The organism is Gabonibacter chumensis, from assembly GCF_024741215.1.
Lineage (GTDB): Bacteria > Bacteroidota > Bacteroidia > Bacteroidales > Marinifilaceae > Gabonibacter > Gabonibacter massiliensis.
Map to the genome: position 1 here is coordinate 62,256 of NZ_JANSKB010000004.1, position 18,830 is coordinate 81,085.

14 protein-coding genes are annotated in these 18,830 nt (G+C 43.9%); 7 read left to right on the forward strand and 7 right to left on the reverse strand.

Going from position 1 to position 18,830, the window contains the following annotated elements; translation table 11 throughout:
• Window positions 1-172: 172 nt before the first annotated feature.
• Entirely contained in the window at window positions 173-514 is a 342-nt protein-coding gene (locus NVS78_RS11425) for a helix-turn-helix domain-containing protein (RefSeq protein WP_070807436.1), read from the reverse strand.
• Window positions 515-874: 360 nt separating this feature from the next.
• Here NVS78_RS11425 and NVS78_RS11430 point away from each other — a divergent pair, with 360 nt between their 5' ends.
• The 4 genes from NVS78_RS11430 to NVS78_RS11445 all read left to right on the forward strand — a co-directional run bounded on the left by NVS78_RS11430 (window position 875) and on the right by NVS78_RS11445 (window position 6,574).
• Window positions 875-3,787, forward strand: coding sequence for a DUF4988 domain-containing protein (locus NVS78_RS11430; protein WP_286359300.1), 2,913 nt, complete (start codon window positions 875-877; stop codon window positions 3,785-3,787).
• 215 nt (window positions 3,788-4,002) lie between these two features.
• Window positions 4,003-5,295 (forward strand): arginine deiminase, encoded by a 1,293-nt coding sequence (locus NVS78_RS11435; RefSeq protein ID WP_286359301.1) that lies wholly within the window; start codon window positions 4,003-4,005, stop codon window positions 5,293-5,295.
• Between the two features lie 444 nt (window positions 5,296-5,739).
• Complete coding sequence (locus NVS78_RS11440) at window positions 5,740-6,117, forward strand: immunoglobulin domain-containing protein (RefSeq protein WP_286359302.1); 378 nt, start codon at window positions 5,740-5,742, stop codon at window positions 6,115-6,117.
• Window positions 6,118-6,187: 70 nt separating this feature from the next.
• The gene (locus tag NVS78_RS11445) at window positions 6,188-6,574 is read left to right on the forward strand and encodes an immunoglobulin domain-containing protein (RefSeq protein ID WP_286359303.1); all 387 of its coding nucleotides are present in this window, start codon (window positions 6,188-6,190) and stop codon (window positions 6,572-6,574) included.
• 128 nt (window positions 6,575-6,702) lie between these two features.
• On the opposite strand, the gene NVS78_RS11450 is transcribed toward NVS78_RS11445, so the two are convergent.
• Window positions 6,703-10,089 carry an ABC transporter permease/M1 family aminopeptidase gene (locus NVS78_RS11450; protein WP_286359304.1) on the reverse strand — a complete coding sequence of 1,129 codons (3,387 nt, stop codon included), beginning with the start codon at window positions 10,087-10,089 and terminating at the stop codon, window positions 6,703-6,705.
• 503 nt (window positions 10,090-10,592) lie between these two features.
• Between NVS78_RS11450 and NVS78_RS11455 the strand changes: the two genes are divergently transcribed.
• Window positions 10,593-10,982, forward strand: coding sequence for an immunoglobulin domain-containing protein (locus NVS78_RS11455; protein WP_286359305.1), 390 nt, complete (start codon window positions 10,593-10,595; stop codon window positions 10,980-10,982).
• 214 nt (window positions 10,983-11,196) lie between these two features.
• Here the strand turns inward: NVS78_RS11455 and ubiE are convergent, their stop codons facing one another.
• The 5 genes from ubiE to NVS78_RS11480 form a co-directional block, all read right to left on the reverse strand.
• Entirely contained in the window at window positions 11,197-11,889 is a 693-nt protein-coding gene (gene ubiE / locus NVS78_RS11460) for a bifunctional demethylmenaquinone methyltransferase/2-methoxy-6-polyprenyl-1,4-benzoquinol methylase UbiE (protein WP_286359306.1), read from the reverse strand.
• 73 nt (window positions 11,890-11,962) lie between these two features.
• Window positions 11,963-12,703 (reverse strand): DUF3858 domain-containing protein, encoded by a 741-nt coding sequence (locus tag NVS78_RS11465; protein ID WP_286359307.1) that lies wholly within the window; start codon window positions 12,701-12,703, stop codon window positions 11,963-11,965.
• Between the two features lie 301 nt (window positions 12,704-13,004).
• Window positions 13,005-14,048: a DUF2776 family protein gene (locus NVS78_RS11470; RefSeq protein ID WP_286359308.1), complete on the reverse strand. Its 1,044-nt coding sequence runs from the start codon at window positions 14,046-14,048 to the stop codon at window positions 13,005-13,007.
• An 89-nt stretch (window positions 14,049-14,137) separates the two neighbouring features.
• A complete protein-coding gene (gene obgE, locus NVS78_RS11475; protein ID WP_286359309.1) occupies window positions 14,138-15,130 on the reverse strand; it encodes a GTPase ObgE in 993 nt (330 codons plus the stop codon).
• Between the two features lie 11 nt (window positions 15,131-15,141).
• Window positions 15,142-15,684: a phosphoribosyltransferase gene (locus NVS78_RS11480; RefSeq protein WP_286359310.1), complete on the reverse strand. Its 543-nt coding sequence runs from the start codon at window positions 15,682-15,684 to the stop codon at window positions 15,142-15,144.
• 109 nt (window positions 15,685-15,793) lie between these two features.
• On the opposite strand from NVS78_RS11480, the gene purE reads away from it, so the two are divergent.
• Together purE and NVS78_RS11490 are read left to right on the forward strand one after the other, a co-directional pair.
• Entirely contained in the window at window positions 15,794-16,300 is a 507-nt protein-coding gene (gene purE / locus NVS78_RS11485; protein ID WP_286359311.1) for a 5-(carboxyamino)imidazole ribonucleotide mutase, read from the forward strand.
• A 345-nt stretch (window positions 16,301-16,645) separates the two neighbouring features.
• On the forward strand, window positions 16,646-18,709 hold the full coding sequence (locus NVS78_RS11490; protein WP_286359312.1) for a helix-hairpin-helix domain-containing protein: 2,064 nt from the start codon (window positions 16,646-16,648) through the stop codon (window positions 18,707-18,709).
• Window positions 18,710-18,830: the final 121 nt, after the last annotated feature.

Consider the following 18,830-nt stretch of genomic DNA (forward strand, 5'->3'; position numbering starts at 1 on the left):
ATGTATCACTGATTGTCGTACCCGCTTCTTGTACAAGCTGGGTTATACAGCCGAATTTCAGGCGATAATGCGGCCAAATTCAGTTTCAAAACAAAATTAATTCAGCCCTTTCTGCCAGACGAACAGAACCATGAGCTCAAAAAAAACAAGCGAGATCAAAATCCCGCTTGTCCTATTTTTTTTCTTCTAAAAACTTAGTGATTAATTTTCGATAAACATCGTCCTCGACCTCCATCTCTACCATAACCTTCCTTTTGGAAGAAAGATTCTCCGATCTGCGACTACACGCCTCAACCACAACATTCTCCTCTCTCAACTTCTCCGAAAACAAACGGAATAAATCGATATTCAAGGCCATGCTGATTTTATACAGCAAATCCGTGTCTATCGATTGACGCTTAAAAAGATGATACACCAAACTCCTCTCCTTATTGATCATCCGGGCAAATTGGCTGGCAGATAAGCCACTCTTTTCAAATTCCCTCTTAATTATTTCTCCTATATCCAATTCCATAATAAGCAAAATTACAAGATTTATCGAGAGAAAAGATTTAATGTTTGTGATATTATCCTACATTTTTGTTGAAAAATATTTGCACATGTGAATTCCAAAACATACTTTTGTGAAATAAAATCACATTTTAATGAAACATGTGGAAATATTCACACAAAATTATGATAAGGCTTTCACAGATAAATCGATAAAAAAACAGGACAATATACCGGAGACGATTTTTTAACGGCATTAACCCATAAAAAAGGAGGTAGAAAATAAAAAAGACATTGAAAAAGAATAGAACCTAAATCCGAAACTATGAAAGAAGTTTCTATCGCGTGACTTCAAATTTTATTTACTAATATAATTTTAATACGTATGAATAAAAAAGGGAATTTTGCAAAAACCGCATTGTTATGTGCATTGCTTTATGGACTTGCAGGACCTACTTTCGTCGGTTGTAAAGACTATGACGACGATATCAAAAACCTGCAAACACAGATCGACGCTAATAAAGAGGCCCTCGCCAAAATCAAGGACTTGGTCGATAAAGGAGCTGTCGTGACGAAAGTAGAGACCGATAATGAAGGAGGTATCTTCTTAACTTTATCCGATGGAACGAAACACCACATCACCAAAGGTGACAAGGGGGAAGACGGAGCCGAAGGACCGCAAGGTCTTCCGGGAGCAACGGGAACAAACGGTAAAACCCCGACATTCTCTGTCATAGACGGAACCTTAGCTTATCAATACGAAGGTGAAGAACCTGTAAAAATCGAAGGAGCTACGCTTCCCAATATAACCGTGGACGATTTCGTGTTCACCTACGACGAGACTACCAACGAGTTATTATTGAACGGTAGTCCGGTGGCTACTTTACCCGCTGGACCTGCCGGAAAAGGTGTGGTAAAATTCGAAATCGTCGAAGGACACCTGTGGTGTAGCTATACCGACGGTGAAAAAGTCGACCTCGGTCAGGTAAAAGGCAACGACGGCACGACCCCGGAGGCGCAAGCCCCGAAATTCGAGTTCTCTATCGCAGACGGCAAGCTGATGGTAAAAGACCTCAACAACCCGCAAGCCCTACCTGTTGAAGCCGGTGACCTTAGCGGCATGTTCCAATTCGGAGCCGACGAAAACGGCAACTGGACCGTGAACGGAACCGTTGTCGGTCAAATCGCGCAAAGCGTGAAACTGACCGTGGTTAACGACGTACTTTGCTTAAACGGAGTAGCCATCGAACCGGAGATCCGGATGAACAACAACATCTACATGATCCAAAACGCCAACGGAAGCATCACGATCAACATGCCGAAATACGAGGACGGAGTTTTCGTGGCCTACGAAGAGGTAACCTTACCGACCGTGGAGATGCTGGGTGCCGCCCTGAGAAGCATCGCTTTTATCCCGACCAAGTTGGGTGACACGGACGTGGAGATCAACACCCTGAATACCTACGCCACAATTACCGAAATGGAAACGGCTTCCGGCGGAGAGATTTTGGCAGGTAACAAAAACGTGGAAATGTTGTTCCAAGTATACCCGACGACCTTCGACCTGACTCAAGCTACATTGAAATTCAATACCGAAGCGTCTATCGCGAGAGCTGCCGGACCCTCTTTCACAATCACGAAGACCGAAGCTATCACAGGTGCCAACGGCAAGTTCAAAGTAACGGTTAAAGCCGAAGGATTAGAAACAGGTAAAGTATACCCGGTTTCCCTTGTCGTAAACGGCGAAATTGCCTCTTCTTACATCAAGATCGAGAACGCCACCCCGATGGTAAAAGCGAATGTGGCCATCAAAAAAACAAAAGAAGGTGTTATCGGAGATGCACTTAACGGCTCCCCCAATAGAGAGTTGAAATACGACAACACAACCGGTTTCAGCTACAATCTGGCTGTTGTAAAAGATGCTAACGATCAATTGTTAAGCGAATTAGGCTTCTCGACCAGCATCGAATTGGCATTCAAAGGTACTCCTTCCGAAATTGCAGAGATGGAGAAATACTTCGAGCTGGATCAAGCCACGCTGACCGTTAAAGCCAAAGCGACCAACACCCCGGCAGAAGCTCTCGACAAAACATGTAACGTTATTTTCTACGCGAAGAACGGTGCTAACTACATCACCGCAAGTGAAGTTATTCCTTTTGTTTTGAAAACGGCAGATGTAAATCCGGATGACATAATTACCCCGCCGACTCCAGGCACGATCCCGACAGCGTTCACGGCCACGTTAGAAGCTCGAAGAAATACAGGCGTCGCTGTTAACCTGAACACGGCAACGGGATGGGATTTCAACGCCATCGCCAACGAATTGGTTGTCTCCGCAACAACCTTAGAGGGTTATACCTACGCCACCGCAGCCGGTGACGGAAAATATACCGTGGAGATCGAAGGAGCGACAGCAGGTGTCATAACCAACACGGACTGGAGCGTAGCCAACGCGAACGGTGTTCCCACGATCACAATCCCGGGAACGGCAGCAGTAGAGGATTACACCATCACGATCACCTACCAAAAAGATGCCGACACGAAAGTACAGGCCAAAGTGAACCTGACCGTTACGGACGAAACTTCTACCTTGCAAAAAGTTCCGGGATTCTGGACAGAAAACAACACCACGTTGAACATCAAGGGTAAACAATCCGACGCAGGAAGTAATCCTCAAAACTGGGATATGAGCTTCGACCTGACAAAAGCCATGACCGTAACAGCTCCTCAGACTCTGGCCTTCGAAATGGTCGATCCGAGCAATCCTTACGCCGAAATTGACTCAGATAGTAAAACATTGAAATTGAAAGCGACCGCATTTGATAATGGAGATCTCAGTGCTATCCAAGGCGTACAAGTGAAGGTAACCGTTAAGAACAGCGCGAGTGCTGCTATCTACAATGAAACAATCGTTGTTAAATACGTGAACCCGTTAGGTGAATTCACGAAAAAACAGGATGCCGAATTCATTGCTTACAACAAAGACGGAAACAACACGGTGGAGATCACCAAACAATTGTCTTTGAAAGCAATCGATGGTTTCGAACTAATTGCCGGAGACGGTACAATCGACGCAACCTCACCTTCCGTATTCCAAGGAGCCACCGTCATTACGACAAATCCGGATATTAACGTAGCAGTTGATGCAAACGGAAAGTTGACTTGGACGGTAATTCCCGAAGCAGAGTTCAGCACAATCACGGTAAATGTAGCAGTAAACTACAACACGAAATACGGCAATCGTTCGATCACGATCCCGGTAACCATTAAACCGGCAAGTGAAGTGCCACTACCGTAAAGGGTAAAAAAGTTATGAAGACATAGCTTTAAATTCAGACCAATGCAACCATTCGGGAGCGAGTGCAAACTCCCGAGCAGGAGAGGGGGTACGGAGGTACCCCTTCTCTATTTTATGCATAATTATTTTCCCTTTTTGCATAATTATAGTGGTGATTTATACGGTTTATCCTCCATTATATACTATTTTTGTGGTGTAAATCAAAAAAATACATTATGTCTAAGATTGTTGAGGTAAATGTTCAATCCGAAATCGGTAAATTAAACGGAGTGATACTCCACACGCCGGGAGAAGAGGTGGAAAACATGACTCCTGAGAACGCTGGCAGAGCACTCTACAGCGACATTTTAAATCTATCCATTGCCAAAAAAGAATACAAACAGCTCAGTGAGGTTTTGGGGAAACTGACCAAAACCTATCAGGTAAGAGACTTGTTGACAAACATTTTGAAAAACGATAAGATCAAGCAAACCGTGCTCGATCGGATCGAAAAAATCGAACCCTTTATCGCCGATGTTACCCCGAAAGGTTCCATCAAAGAGCGGTTATTGGATGAAAATGCAGAAGATTTGGCCCGTCTGCTCATCGAGGGAGTGGAGATGACGCGCGACACGTTGACCAAATTCCTGAACAAGGATTGGTACGACCTGCGTCCGCTACACAACTTCTTCTTCACGAGAGATGCCTCCATGAGCATGTATAACGAGGTACTGATCGGTAAAATGGCCAATGCCGTACGTGATCGCGAATCCGTGATCATGCAGTCGATTTTCGACTTCACCCCGGAATTCAAAGCCAAAACCCTGAACCTCGATCCGGCCTGCAACGCGGCTAACCGCAAATGTACGATCGAGGGTGGCGACGTGCTGATCGCCCGGGACGACATCTTAGTCATCGGAAACGGATGCCGTACCAACACCCACGCCATCGACATGCTGATGAACGAATTCATCAACCGCAAGGAAGAACGGGTACAACACATCCTCGTGCAGGAACTCCCGCACACCCCGGAATCTTTCATTCATCTCGATATGGTATTCACCTTTCTGGATCGGGATAAATGCATGGCGTACGAGCCCCTCATCATGAGCCCGGGCAACTACCAGACCGTACACATCAAAATCCAACACGGCAAACTGATCTCCATACGCCGGGAAAAGAACTTGCTGCATGCCTTAAAAAAATTGGGCATGGACCTGGAACCGGTATATTGCGGAGGAGAAGACGACACCTGGAATCAGGAACGCGAGCAATGGCATAGCGGGGCGAACTTCTTCTGTGTAGCCCCCGGAAAAGTGATCGGTTACGCCCGCAACAACTACACGGTAGACGCCATGAATCAGGCCGGATTCGAAATTATCCGCGCTAACGACGTCATCAACAACAAAATAGACCTGAAAAATTACGAAAAATACATGATCACCATCGAAGGCTCCGAACTCCCCCGCGGAGGAGGCGGAGCCCGCTGCATGACCATGCCGGTCAACCGCGACAACGTCGAATGGTAAATAACTCGCTCAAAAGCACCTTTTGAACGACCCGAAATGAAAAACGCCCTCAAGAATCCTCCGGGGGCGTTTTTTATTCCCACGTCACACCCGAGAACAGGTACCGTCCCAACCATTATAAATTCGTAAGATGAAGAGATTAGGGGATTGGGAGATTAAGTTCTTCGAATATAACCGCTTAATCACTAAATCACAGAATCACTAAATCATAGAATCACTAAATCATAGAATCCTATTTATACACGGGAACGAGCACAATATACTATAAAACCGATATCCTTCGACCTTCTCGAATACCCCAATTTTTTCCATCAATTAGCTCATTCATTATCATTTTAATTATACATATATTATATTCATATAAAATATCAAATAATTCTTTTGATATATATAATTATTTTTAGTTAATTTGTTATTATTATACAACACATAAATTTTTTAATTATGAAAAATAAAATTATATTTATTATCATGTTAGTCATGACCCTCACGGGGAGTTATACCAGCGAGACAGATGCAGCAAGTAGCTCAGGAGAAACAATGCCAGAATTTAGCTCTGTACCGCCACCCAGAAAATCTGCATCGAAAGACCAAAACATTGAAATCGAGGCCAAAGCAGTAGGGACTCCAACTCCCGAGATTCGTTGGTATAAATATGGCCGCAGAATCGTCGAGAGCGATAAGTATTCCATACATGACAAAGACGGAAGATCTACATTAACGATAAAAAATGCAAAAATCAGCGATTCGGGTATATACGAAGTGGTGGCAGAAAACGATTTAGGCAAAGTTAATGCAACTTGCGAAATTCTTGTATTATAATTTTGGATTGAATTTAATCTTTTACAGATCCATCCTATTCACTAAACTTATAATATATAATTTTTTAATCATGAAAAAGAAAATTGTATTTACCATGGTATTATTTATGGCTTTCGCCGGAAGCTATATTTATACTACAAATGCGGCAAGTAATGCAGAAAATTCCATGCCGAAGTTTATCAAAAAACCATCCGACCAAACAGTACCGCCAGGCGGAACAATTAAGATTGAAGCTATCGTCAGGGGGACTCCAACTCCCGAAGTTCGTTGGTATAAAGAAAACCGTAGAATTTACAACAACGATAGGACAACTATTAGTACCGATTCAACGGGCAAAGCAACGTTAACAATAGTAAAAGCGAAGCAAGAAGATGAAGGAATTTATGAAATAAAAGCAGAAAATATAATAGGCATGGTAGACACGACCTGCACGGTACGCGTATCAAAGAAACGATAAAGTCATCCGACTCAAAATCGAATTTATTTCTAACCAGAAAAGAGTCTGGTCGATGAGCAGACTCTTTTCTTTGCCTCGACATCCATCCAATAGCACACGGGGACGGGTAATGGGTATTTTATTAGGAACTACTCCACCTTAACCCATTTCACGGCATCGGCATTCAACACTTTACCGGGTAAAAGCCCCTTGTCTTGAAGCACAACTTTCACATCACCCGGGGAAAGTTCATACTTCCCAGAGGCAAACCATCCGTTATTAAAATCAGAGCCCCTCTCTTCCTCCTGGTTCAATTTAAATTCCTCCTCTCCTCCGTCAGCCCGGCATAGCCTGACCGTGAAGTCGTACTCTCTTTTAGTTTCAGTCTCCTCTGGAGGGATAAAAAATATTTTGTCTTCCACCCCGTCGTGAAAAAAAGAGTATTCCACCGACGGATCATTTCTAAATGACAACGAATTACCACCCGTGGGAACATGCTTAATAAACAGTTCATACGTCCCGGCCTCCCGGATCGAGGCATTCCACTCCACCCGGGATTTACCGCTGCCCCCCGCTTTACTGTAAAAACTTTTTACCACGTCGCCGTAAGCGTGATCCGAAACAAATAGCGTCCACCGCCACTCGGATTGCTTCGGGGGATAAAGATTATACTTTTTATCTTTACCCGGTTTTTCAAAATAGGACGATCGCTCCTCGTGGATCACGAATCCCTCGTCCTCGTTATCCACGATAATCTCCTTCACGGGAGAAAAATAAGTTGTGTCGACCTCCCGGATCGTGTCACGATCCACCCAAACCTTGCCTGGGTTCCAAACACTAAATTCTTCCGGTATGTTTCTCGAGAAACCGGTACTGAGAAAAAAATAATTCGAATAACCTTTCAATTGAGCGGCCAGAGCGACCTCCACACAAGCCCGGGGAGCTACCGCAACGTATCGCAACACGCCCTTTTGGGCAAGACCCGTTTGCATTATATATTGATAATCTACGCGGACGAGACCTTCCACGTCACTCTTATTCCAAATCTTGAAATAAATCGTCGCCCGCTTTTCATTCCGGTTCTCGTTTATCTCGATATCCCGGATAACGAACGCCGGGACTCCCTTGCCCGTGTACCAAGCGCTCAACACGGGATAAACATCTATATTAAAACGACGATCCAACTCGTCACAAAACACGTCGAAATCCACCTCCCGGTATTTATAGCGTTTCTCGAAATCATCGACAAACCAAAACAAGGAATCTCCCGTCAAATTCCGCAAACGATTCCACAAATCGACGCCCTTCACTCTCACGACATCCTTCATCCCGGGAATTTTCGCCCCCGGTTGAAAAGCTTGCTCCAAGCTATTCCCGGAAAAATACTCGATCGCTTCCATGTCTCTTGCCACTTTGACCTCCGTGATACCCGTTATTTTATCCGGTTTCATCGCTTTAAATATCGAGTTGATCATCGGGTAACGGGAAGAACTTAATAACATGTTTCCCTCTCTTCCCAGAAAAGAACATTCGTATTTATTCCACGAATCTGCCGTGATTGAACCACGCCCTTTATTCTTTTTCACGAGTGGCAACCACGAGAAAAAATCCCGCTCCGGCCCCGCCTGATAAAACATCTCGAAATTATCCACAATGATATCGGCCTCAACATCTGGCAACGGGGTATCTTTTATTCCTTTTGACATTAAACGCGACCGCTCATTCCGTATCCTTCTTCGAAGCATCTCCTCGCCACCTCCCAATTGACTTGTTCGCCGCTCCGGAACGAGAAACAGTTCCGGGTGAACATAATCGGTTCCCTCCCTCCACGGACGGATAAACGCGTGATAGGAAACGGGGACCTCAACGAGAGCGACCTTATCGTATGGATATTTGTAATAAGTGACAAACATCCATTTGATCTTTTCCACTGATCGTTTTTTCCCCTCTTCCGAGGCCTGAAAGGCCCCCCGGCAGGGAACCTCCCCACGGGGATAATAATACTCGCTCAAAAAATCCGTGTCCCGAAATCGTTCTTTATCCATATCGCCCGCGACCAAAACGATACCGAAAAGATTCCGCTCGTTATCGAAGCAGGTCGTGTCCCCCCTCTCGGACATCTCCCCCTGCGAAATAATCGTTTTTCGATCGGGATTTATCACGTTTAGCTTGTACAACGTGTAATCCCGACGGGAAATCCACGGGATACCGACGTTCACGACAGGGATCGTCGTGGGATACCAAATCGTTTCAGGCGTCAACAAGGTGAAATCATCCGTCAAAAAGAAAAAACGATGACCAAAACATAACAGGTTATTAAAGTCCATGGCGTTAAACTCCCCGTCTCGGATTTCCGGATAACAAATACTCCCCTCGATCTTTCCGGAATATTTCATCGTCACAATCGAACGACCCCCCGGTTGCATCCCGCACGGCACAACGATTACCTGCCCCTCCCGTTCAAAGGGCAACTCTTTTCCATCTATCATCAACCCGGAAAGCTCCAAACCCGGGTTCAGGTAAAACAATACCGTGTCCACTGCCGTCGCGTTACGGTTCTCGATCAAGAGCCTACTGCCCGAAGACAAACGCTCCCCTTCTTGACGGAACGTGATCTCGTGCTCCACCGTGTTCACCTTGGGAACATTATCGTATCGCTCGTAAACGGACCGGTAACGCCCCCGGAGCTCGCTTTGACGTTCAAAAGGAAAAAGATAAACGAAACCCGTCACGATACTCGCTCCAAAGCAAACCGAGATAATCAACCCGGACCGTCTCCGCCTATCGGTCAATCGCTTAAAGCCGACAACGGAGAGAGCGAACAAGCCAAGGGCAATCCAGACAAAGATCATACGCTGCAACAGGTAACTCCACATCCCGGGATGACCCGCCAAGGGCGAGAAAATATTCGGCACCCGGGAAGCCGTAAAATCGGCAACACCGTGAGCGAAAAAAGGAAACAAGGCTAACGACGCCCACAGGTAGAGCAACAACCCTAACAAGGCGAAAATTCGCGAACGAACGAACGTTTTCACGCAAACGACCAGCGCCGTGGTGAAAAGAATCGCCGGCAACGTCAGCGTGAAAAAATAAAACAGGTACAACAAGGGAGAGAAAACCGAGTCTATCACGAAAACGTGAAGCATCCCGGTCAACACCATCAACACGATGTCTAACATAATTAGAACCTCCACAACAGCCAAACCCTTCCCGAGCACGTATTCCGCGTTCCCGACCGGACGGGACAACAACGCGTCGTTCGTCCTCCTCGACCGTTCCCGCTTTATAAAATCCCCCGCTATAAAAATGGCGAAAAAAGCCTGAAACACGCAAAACAGGTAAGCGTTCACGTAAGGGACCGCGGAAGGAATATCCGCCCGAAAAGCGTAAGAATCGACACGCCAGTAGCTATGCGCGAAAACGTGAAAACTCAAAATACCCCCGGCCAACAGAAAAGCCAAGAGAACGAAAACAAAATTTCTTGTCATCATCTTTCGCTCGTACCCGGCAACTATATTTAACTCTTTAAGATTCATCTCACGTGTATTATTAACAATTAAAATCCCATTTCGTCAATTTTAACATATCAGTTAAAACAATCATGTTTTTTATATTCTACATCAAAAATAATACTAAAATTCCGAAATCACGTGACAATATAACAAAATAATAAATACAAAACGCAAAACAAGTGTTTTTATTATTTTTCAACTTCGCTTTATACAAAAATATAAACATAATAATAGCGCCTTACACCTTATCAATTGTGATTAAGAAATTAAAGAGATTATAATATTAGACAAATTTACGATTTCTAATTATAGATTTACAATCAGACGACCTATCGATTTAGTAATTTCTTATTTACACTTCCTGCATAGAAGGATTCTGAGATCAAGAGGATACTTAATTTACAATCTACAATTCAGAATTTACAATTTACACGTATTAGGTAATAATATTTCGGATGACATACTTGTTATATATAATTATTTTTACTTTATTTGTTTGTATTAAATAATTTATAAAACTTTTAATCATGAAAGGGAGAATTTTATTTATCATGATGTTATCCATGGCTCTCACGGGAAGCTACATGCACAAGACAAATGCAACGAGTGGTCCCAAAAATTCAATACCAGTATTTATCAAAGCCCCACCCGATCAAACAATAAAGAAAGGTGGAATAATTAAAATTGAAGTCACCGTCACAGGGACCCCAACTCCTGACATTCGTTTTTATAAAGACGATAGCAGACTTTACGCCGACTCAAGAACTACGATAAAAAACGATACGACAACAGGAAAATCGACGTTAACAATATCAAATGCCGTATCAGAAGATGCAGGAATTTATAGAGTCAAAGCAGAAAACATCATAGGCGTGGCTGATACCACTTGCAAAATAAAAATATCACCAAACAAATAAAATCACCCGACACGAGTCCGGATTTTATTTTTAAATTTACATAAAAAAGGATTATCCCAATGTAAAAAGCTTTAGGTAATCCTTTTTACACAAATTACCTGACGAAAACAGGTGCAAGGTATTTATAGATGCTACGATAGTGATTCGATAAAAGGTATCTATTTGTATATTTGAAAAAAAACTGGACAATTGGTCTATTCCTCAAATATCAAGTTTACTTTTCTCCTATATAAAGAGAGGCGATACCGAAAGTCAGCCGACGCTGCAAAACCCGACGATAACCGCATGAATGCATTATGTTCAGAAATTGACCGCCTTGAGGAAAAGCAAAAACGGAAGCCGGCAAATACTCGTAAGCATTCCGGTTACCGGAAACCAAACCTCCCACCAAAGGAAGTATTTTTTTAAAATAAAAACGATACAACTGTTTCATGGGAAAACGTTCCGGCGTTGAAAATTCCAATATGACCACCTTTCCTCCCGGCTTCAGAACCCGGTACATCTCCGTCAGTCCCTTTTCCAAATGTTCGAAATTCCGTACCCCGAAAGCCACGGTTACCGCATCAAAAGAATTATTCGGGAACTCCAAGTTCTCGCTGTCCCCGTAACGAAAGTCCAGCCGATCCGTCAATTCCCGTTCCGTTGCCTTTTCTCTGGCAACAGCCAGCATATTTTCCGAAATATCTGCTCCGACTACCTTCTTTACCCCGTGTCTTAGTGCCTCTATGGAAAAGTCGCCCGTTCCGCAAGCCACATCCAAAACGATATCCTTACGCCCCGCTCCGACCACCTTCATCGCCTTTTTCCGCCATTTTTTATCAATCCCCATGGATAAAAGATGATTCAACAAATCGTATTTCGGTGCAATACCGTCGAACATCTCTTGTACCTTCTCTTTTTTTGCCATTTTCTCTTCTTTAATTTCAGCAGAACAAAAATACGAATTTAAACGATACTTAAAATCGTAAGTATTCCCTTCACTACTTATTTCGTGGTTTCAATACCATTCGGAGTCGATCCTGCAATTGAACCTGTTGAATGAACAACTGAAAACCCTCGTAAGCCTCTTTCGGATAAATCCCGGCCTTCAACAAAAAATTCCTTTTTAAATAAATTTTATCCTTAAAACGCGACACCTCCGTGGAATACTCCCCATAAGGGCTGTATAAAAAAACCGGCGCAATTCCCGTCTCCACGATATATCCTTCCGGAATGCTCACGGAAATCGTATCTTTTTGAGCAAACGAACAACTTATCTCTACCGGCGGCACACCATCTCCGGAAGACAAAGGGATATCCTTTATTCCTGAAAAAGAAAAAGGAGAAAAGAAAAGCCGATCCCCGCTTTTACCGCAAAAACCGATTAGAGTTCCTTTTATTTCATAACCGATCTCCGGAACGTCATTCCCCTCAGGCTCGAAAAACCGGAAATCTTTCAACTCCAATTTTCCGTACGCCACGCGAGTCGATATCCATTTACGCTTTTCATTTTCCGACTTGCTCATCCCAAAAAGCAAACTATCCCGTTCTGCCTTTACTCCCGCACACACATACTTCATTTCCAACCCGACCTTACCGTCCGCTCTGATCTCCAAATCAACCCGTACCTTCCGAATATTCTCGCGCAGGGGAAATTTCCGGGTACAGACCGATCCAATTTCTTCCTGAGCAAAAATTAAACCGAACAAAAAAATAAAAACTACATTCAATATCCACTTCATATTCTGTTTCTTTAACTAAATCGTTACTCAGACAAATTCGGACAAAACCTATAAATAACCAAATCAAAATAACAATTACAGGCAGAGCCTTCCAGCTTTTTCTTACCGAAAGCTAAACTCCCTTTGCCGGTTGTCCTATTCACCCTCTTGATCCTACTTTGAGGTAAAGGTATCATTCTGTTTTCAATTTATAAATTCTTTCTTAAAAAAATACATTCCTTTCACGTCAAACTATTTTCCATAAAAAAGCAACTGAAAACCAATTTTCAGTTGCCTATATATCAGATTGTATATTTATATTCTACTTGCCGGAAGTTCCGCTTTCCAAAATGCTGACGATCGAGAACAAAGAGAAACAAATTCCTCCCAATCCTACAAGCACACGGGCAGGCACAAAAAATGCCCCATCCAACATGGCCTCTTCAAATAAAAAAGCTCCCAAAAACAAACATAGCAAAGCCGTTATAACCGGAATTAAAGGGATGCGATTCGCCAACTTAAACTCTTGCTTCCAAACCTTAGCCAATAACAGGATCTTACTGGAGATACTGAAACAAACCAACCCTAAACCGATCAAAATAAAACCGGTCGTATTCACCGGAGCCGAGGCGGCAAATAACTCGACCAATCCCCATACCACACAAACACTACCCATAAAGAAAACCAACATCGGCCAATATTTGCGATCCCGGTCGGTATAGTCATTTCGTATCTGCCGGGCAATACTCGCCACCAAACCGATCAAACTGGTACAAATGCAAGCAAGGCCCCCCATAACGCTACCCGCAACGAAAGAATTCGAATCCGAAGAGTCGGACAACAGGACAATAGCCCACACCCAAGCTACGGCCGAAAACAAAATAACAAGGGCAATCAAAACACTTTCCGTTTTCGCCGAAAATCCTTGAATATTAATTTCATTACCGGGAGTATGGGAATTCGTGGGAATAAGAGCAAACTTGGTGGAAGAAGTCGCCGCGGTAGAGATACAGGCAGATATCAATCCCACCCCGCAAATCACATGACCGGAAACAAACAATTCCGGCATATCGTGTGCACTGAATACCCATATGCCGAAAGCGATCGTACCGAATGCCAGCAAATAAGCGAATCCCGGCAATACATATTTAAAAACCGGTTTATAGGTGTGAATCAGTTGCCGGATGATCGTTGCCGCCGTCGCGAACAATGCCATACAAATCACTCCCAACGAAAAAACGACCGGTCCCGCAACGAATCGTGCCGTATCGCTTCCGTAATAAAAAATATACCCTCCCAGAAAAAAGCATATCAACGCCATAAACACGGGAATTCCTCTGAACAAAATACTAATGCCGTAATTCATATCCAATTCTTTTTAAAATTCTATGAATATACGAGGCCACCTCTTCCCTATGTTCCTGATTTTTTCGTAAATTTCCCTAAATTAAGCCTTTATTCCTCATTCAATACCTTCCAGAGCCTATCTTTAAGCTCCGTAATTCCCTGCCCTGTGACGGAAGAGATAAAAACATACGGGATTTCCGGCAAATCCGTCTCCATCTCCGCTATCAACTCCTTATCCGCGTAATCCGATTTGGTAATGGCCAACACGCGTCTTTTGTCCAATAGTTCAGGGTTATACTGTTTCAATTCATTAAGCAAAACATTATACTCGTTATGAATATTAGGACTATCGGAGGGAACCATAAACAGCAGAACGGAATTTCGTTCGATATGACGTAAAAAACGAATTCCCAATCCTTTTCCCAAATGGGCCCCCTCAATAATTCCGGGAATATCCGCCATCACGAAAGAGCGATCATCCCGATACTTCACAATCCCCAGGTTAGGTACCAAAGTAGTAAAAGGATAATTAGCGATTTCAGGCTTTGCCGCCGAAACCACCGATAACAAGGTCGACTTCCCGGCATTCGGAAAACCGACCAATCCTACATCCGCCAAAACCTTCAGCTCCATGATAACCGTCCGTTCGACACGAGGTTCTCCCGGTTGGGCAAAACGCGGAGTCTGATTCGTGGCCGAACGGAAATTCCAGTTTCCTAATCCGCCGCGTCCGCCGGCAACAACGATACATTTCTGCCCCTCTTCCGTAATTTCACAGATCAATTCACCGGTATCCGCATCCCGTGCCACCGTTCCCAACGGCACGTCAATGACGACATCATTTCCGTTCGCCCCGGTACTCCGACACTCGCTACCGCTCTTCCCGTCCTCGGCAAAAATATGCCGCTGGTATTTTAAATGGATCAACGTCCAATAGTTTCGATTGCCTCTCAATATCACATGCCCCCCTCGGCCGCCGTCTCCCCCGTCAGGTCCCCCCTTGGCCGTCATTTTATCCCGGTGAAGATGGGTTGAACCAGGACCTCCTGCCCCGCTACGACAATATATTTTTACATAATCTACAAAATTGGTTGCTGCCATTATAATCAGTTTTAATCTTTACACAACGTATACAAATCCGGAAGGTTACGGCCCAAGCCGTCGTAATCCAATCCTCTTCCTACAACGAAATCATTTTCCAAAGCAAAACAATGATAATCGACAGTCAATTCATGCACCAAAGCCTTAGGCTTATAAAACATCGCCGCTATCCTGATCTGCTTCGGACTTTTTTTCTGCAACATCTCTTTCAGGTGCACCATGGATTTCCCCGAATCAACCATATCCTCGACGATCACAAGCGTACGCCCCGTAATATCTTCATTCAACCCGATCAACTCTCTTACCCGACCGGTAGAAGAGGTACCGGCATAAGAAGCGATCTTCACAAAACTAACCTCCGTCCCCTCCAAAGTGATGCATTTCAATAAGTCGGACGTAAACATGAATGCCCCGTTCAATATGCTTAAAAACAACGGACGTTCTCCCTGTAAATCACGGTTAATTTCTCCTGCTACCCGCTCGATCTCTCGATCAATAGCAGCCGCCTCAATAGAAACCTGAAATTCCTTATCGTGCAATCTGACCTTTTTCATTCTTGTTTCAATTTAAACCATTGAAGATCGGGAGAATTCGCCCCGAATTCGTTTTTTTTTATTTACTTTGCGCAAAAGTACAATTTTGAATTTAAAATCCCGTAAAAATATGAACCCAAAAGTAAGTATTATTATGGGCAGTACCTCGGACCTGCCCGTTATGGAAAAGGCTGCAAAAGTATTGAACGACTTTTGTATTCCTTTCGAGATAAATGCCTTATCGGCCCACCGCACACCTGCTGAAGTAGAAGAGTTCGCAAGGCATGCAGGGAAACGAGGCATCGAGGTGATTATTGCCGGAGCCGGAATGGCCGCCCACCTTCCCGGTGTCATAGCCGCAATGACCCCCCTACCCGTTATCGGAGTTCCCATTAACGCTTCTCTCGACGGCATGGATGCCCTGTTAGCCATCGCCCAAATGCCCCCGGGAATTCCCGTGGCCACAACAGCCATCAACGGTGCCATGAATGCCGGAATTTTAGCCGCACAAATTTTAGCCGTCGGAGATGCCGAACTAAAAAATAAAATCGTGGAGTTCAAAGAATCACTTAAGAAGAAGATTGTCGATGCCAACAAAGAGTTGGCACAAATAAAATACGACTATAAAACCAACTAAAAATAAATCCGGTTTAAAATAAACCGGATTTATTTTTACAGACAGTTGGTTCCGTCTCGACCTTTTCCCGGGGATTACCGTTATCCCGCCATAAATCGTCCCGCAGACCCGGACAATCTCAATAAAAGATTGAACCCGCTATTTCTACCTCCCTGGTTTCCCTCTTGCCCCGATTTGTTTTAAAAACAACCCGTCACACACTCATCCAAAAATATATCATTTAACACCACATACGGAATACACGTATTCCATTTTTCCATAACTTTGAAAAAAAAAAAGAATAGCTCCCGTGTGTCTGTTCACACACTCTTTTACGATTAAGACCTCATTTACAATCGGTGTATCATGAAACGAGTACTCCTCCTGATCGGTCTGTTTTTCCTTCCATGTTGGGACTGTTTCGCTCAAGAAACATCCGATATAGAGAAACTCCTGGAAGAAAACGGTATTCTCGATTCCGAAGAAAATTACGAAGAGATGCTTACTACCCTATCCTATCTTCGACAACACCCCCTCGACATAAATACGGTCGGATTCGACAGCCTGAGAATGTTATTTTTTCTTTCTGATAGCCAAATCGATCAGATTCTGATTTTCAGGAACGAAACAGGAGCCTTCAAACATCCGAATGAACTCTTGTTGATTACCGGCATCGGAAAAAGGGATTTGGCCAATATTCTCCCTTTCATTCAAATCGGCACTACCGTTACAACAGCCGTTCTAAAAAGAAAGACTCGCGTCAAACAAGAAATATTAGCCAGGCTTAAAACGACCCGACCCACGCAAACAGGTTATCGAAAATACAAGCGGGAAGCTTTCCTCAAAGAGAAAGATTTCAAAAAGGCACAAGAAAAACAATTCCGGGGGCCACCCTTCGGGAGCCTATTAAAATACAAAATCGGGGAACGCTCCCGCTGGACAGGCGGCTTTACACTCGAAAATGACCCGGGAGAAAGCTACTTCACGAGATATCAAAAAAACGGGTTCGACTTTCTATCCGCACATTTCATGTTAACGAACAAACACTGGCTTCAAAAAATCATCATCGGAGACTACAAATTACAATGGGGACAAGGCTTAGTCGCCTGGCACGGTTTCTCAGCCGGAAAATCCGGAGCTTCCCTGAATACCGAAAAATCGGGGAACGGAATCGTTCCCTACACCTCTACCGATGAAAACCGTTTCCTGAGAGGGATAGGTATATACCTGGTTCCCCACAAAAACATCAAAACCATTTTATTCCTCTCCCGCAAAAAAACCGACGGCAACCTCATCGATCGGGACAGCCTCGATCCGGAAGAGTTGGAAGCAGCCTCCCTCTACCAAAGCGGTTACCACAGAAACCTGCCCGAATGTAAAAAAAAGCACTCTTTAAAAGAGTTCACCGCCGGAGGGTCTTTCAATCTAAATCACCGACGTTTTCGAATCGGTATCCATACTTTATATTACGATTTCACCCCTCGCTTATCCGCGGGAAACCGCGTATATCAACGCTATAACGACACCGGGAGCAAGCGATTTCTAAACAGCATAGATTACAAAACAGGTATTCGAAGCTTTTACCTTTTCGGTGAATTTGCCCTAAGCGACAAAGGGGCAATCGGTACCATTCACGGACTGCGTTACAGCGGATTCTCCAAAGCATCTGCCTGCATCATCTACCGCCATTACGATAAGGATTACCGCTCCCATTACAATCAGGGATTTGCCGAATACTCCAACACCTCAAACGAAGAAGGCATCTATATCGGTATAGCAAGTTCTCCCGTGAAAAACCTGAAAATAAATTTCTATTACGACTGGTTTCGCTTCTTCGCTCCCCGCTACCAAGCCACTCTCCCCGGTTCCGGACAGGAAATAGTATGCGATATTACCTACTATTCCCGCAAATGGGAATGCTATTTTCGCGTTAAGCACGAATCCAAACCCGAGAATCCGGTCAGACAAACATTAGCCCGCGTTCAACGACAGAGAAACGAATTCAGATTTCAATTCTCCAACAAATACATATCTTTTCTCGAACTTCGTACCCGTATAGATTATATTCATTACCGGAAAGACACGCGAGAAGAAAAAGGAATGCTCATCTATCAAGACTTTATATTCTCCAGTCGTAAACAAAACATCAAAACCCAATTCCGTATAGCCTATTTCAACACGGACGGATACTACTCCCGGATCTATACTTATGAACATAACGTATTATACGGCTACTCTTTCCCGGCCTATCAGAATAGAGGCCTCCGTTCCTACCTCAACCTGAACTGGAAGGTGCTCCAATCGATCACTTTTTATTTGAAAGCAGGAATGGTATATTATCCCGATAAAGAATACATCGGTTCCTCGCTTACCCGGGTCAACGACAACAAATTATTCGACCTATCGCTTCAAATACGCATCTCCATTTAAAGATTCTGAGATTGAGGGATTGGGAGATTAAAAAAGATTGCAAATTGTAGATTAAAAAACTGTGTTCAATTTACAATCTGCAATCAAAATGAACGTGTGGATCGAGGGATTAAATTTGAAT

Coding starts and splice junctions, on each gene's coding strand:
- NVS78_RS11430 (WP_286359300.1), top strand. CDS start 875: ATGAATAAAAAAGGGAATTTTGCAAAAACCGCATTGTTATGTGCATTG.
- NVS78_RS11480 (WP_286359310.1), bottom strand. CDS start 15,684: ATGAAAAAGGTCAGATTGCACGATAAGGAATTTCAGGTTTCTATTGAG.
- purE (WP_286359311.1), top strand. CDS start 15,794: ATGAACCCAAAAGTAAGTATTATTATGGGCAGTACCTCGGACCTGCCC.
- NVS78_RS11455 (WP_286359305.1), top strand. CDS start 10,593: ATGAAAGGGAGAATTTTATTTATCATGATGTTATCCATGGCTCTCACG.
- NVS78_RS11470 (WP_286359308.1), bottom strand. CDS start 14,048: ATGAATTACGGCATTAGTATTTTGTTCAGAGGAATTCCCGTGTTTATG.
- NVS78_RS11435 (WP_286359301.1), top strand. CDS start 4,003: ATGTCTAAGATTGTTGAGGTAAATGTTCAATCCGAAATCGGTAAATTA.
- NVS78_RS11425 (WP_070807436.1), bottom strand. CDS start 514: ATGGAATTGGATATAGGAGAAATAATTAAGAGGGAATTTGAAAAGAGT.
- obgE (WP_286359309.1), bottom strand. CDS start 15,130: ATGGCAGCAACCAATTTTGTAGATTATGTAAAAATATATTGTCGTAGC.
- NVS78_RS11490 (WP_286359312.1), top strand. CDS start 16,646: ATGAAACGAGTACTCCTCCTGATCGGTCTGTTTTTCCTTCCATGTTGG.
- NVS78_RS11450 (WP_286359304.1), bottom strand. CDS start 10,089: ATGAATCTTAAAGAGTTAAATATAGTTGCCGGGTACGAGCGAAAGATG.
- NVS78_RS11465 (WP_286359307.1), bottom strand. CDS start 12,703: ATGAAGTGGATATTGAATGTAGTTTTTATTTTTTTGTTCGGTTTAATT.
- NVS78_RS11440 (WP_286359302.1), top strand. CDS start 5,740: ATGAAAAATAAAATTATATTTATTATCATGTTAGTCATGACCCTCACG.
- NVS78_RS11445 (WP_286359303.1), top strand. CDS start 6,188: ATGAAAAAGAAAATTGTATTTACCATGGTATTATTTATGGCTTTCGCC.
- ubiE (WP_286359306.1), bottom strand. CDS start 11,889: ATGGCAAAAAAAGAGAAGGTACAAGAGATGTTCGACGGTATTGCACCG.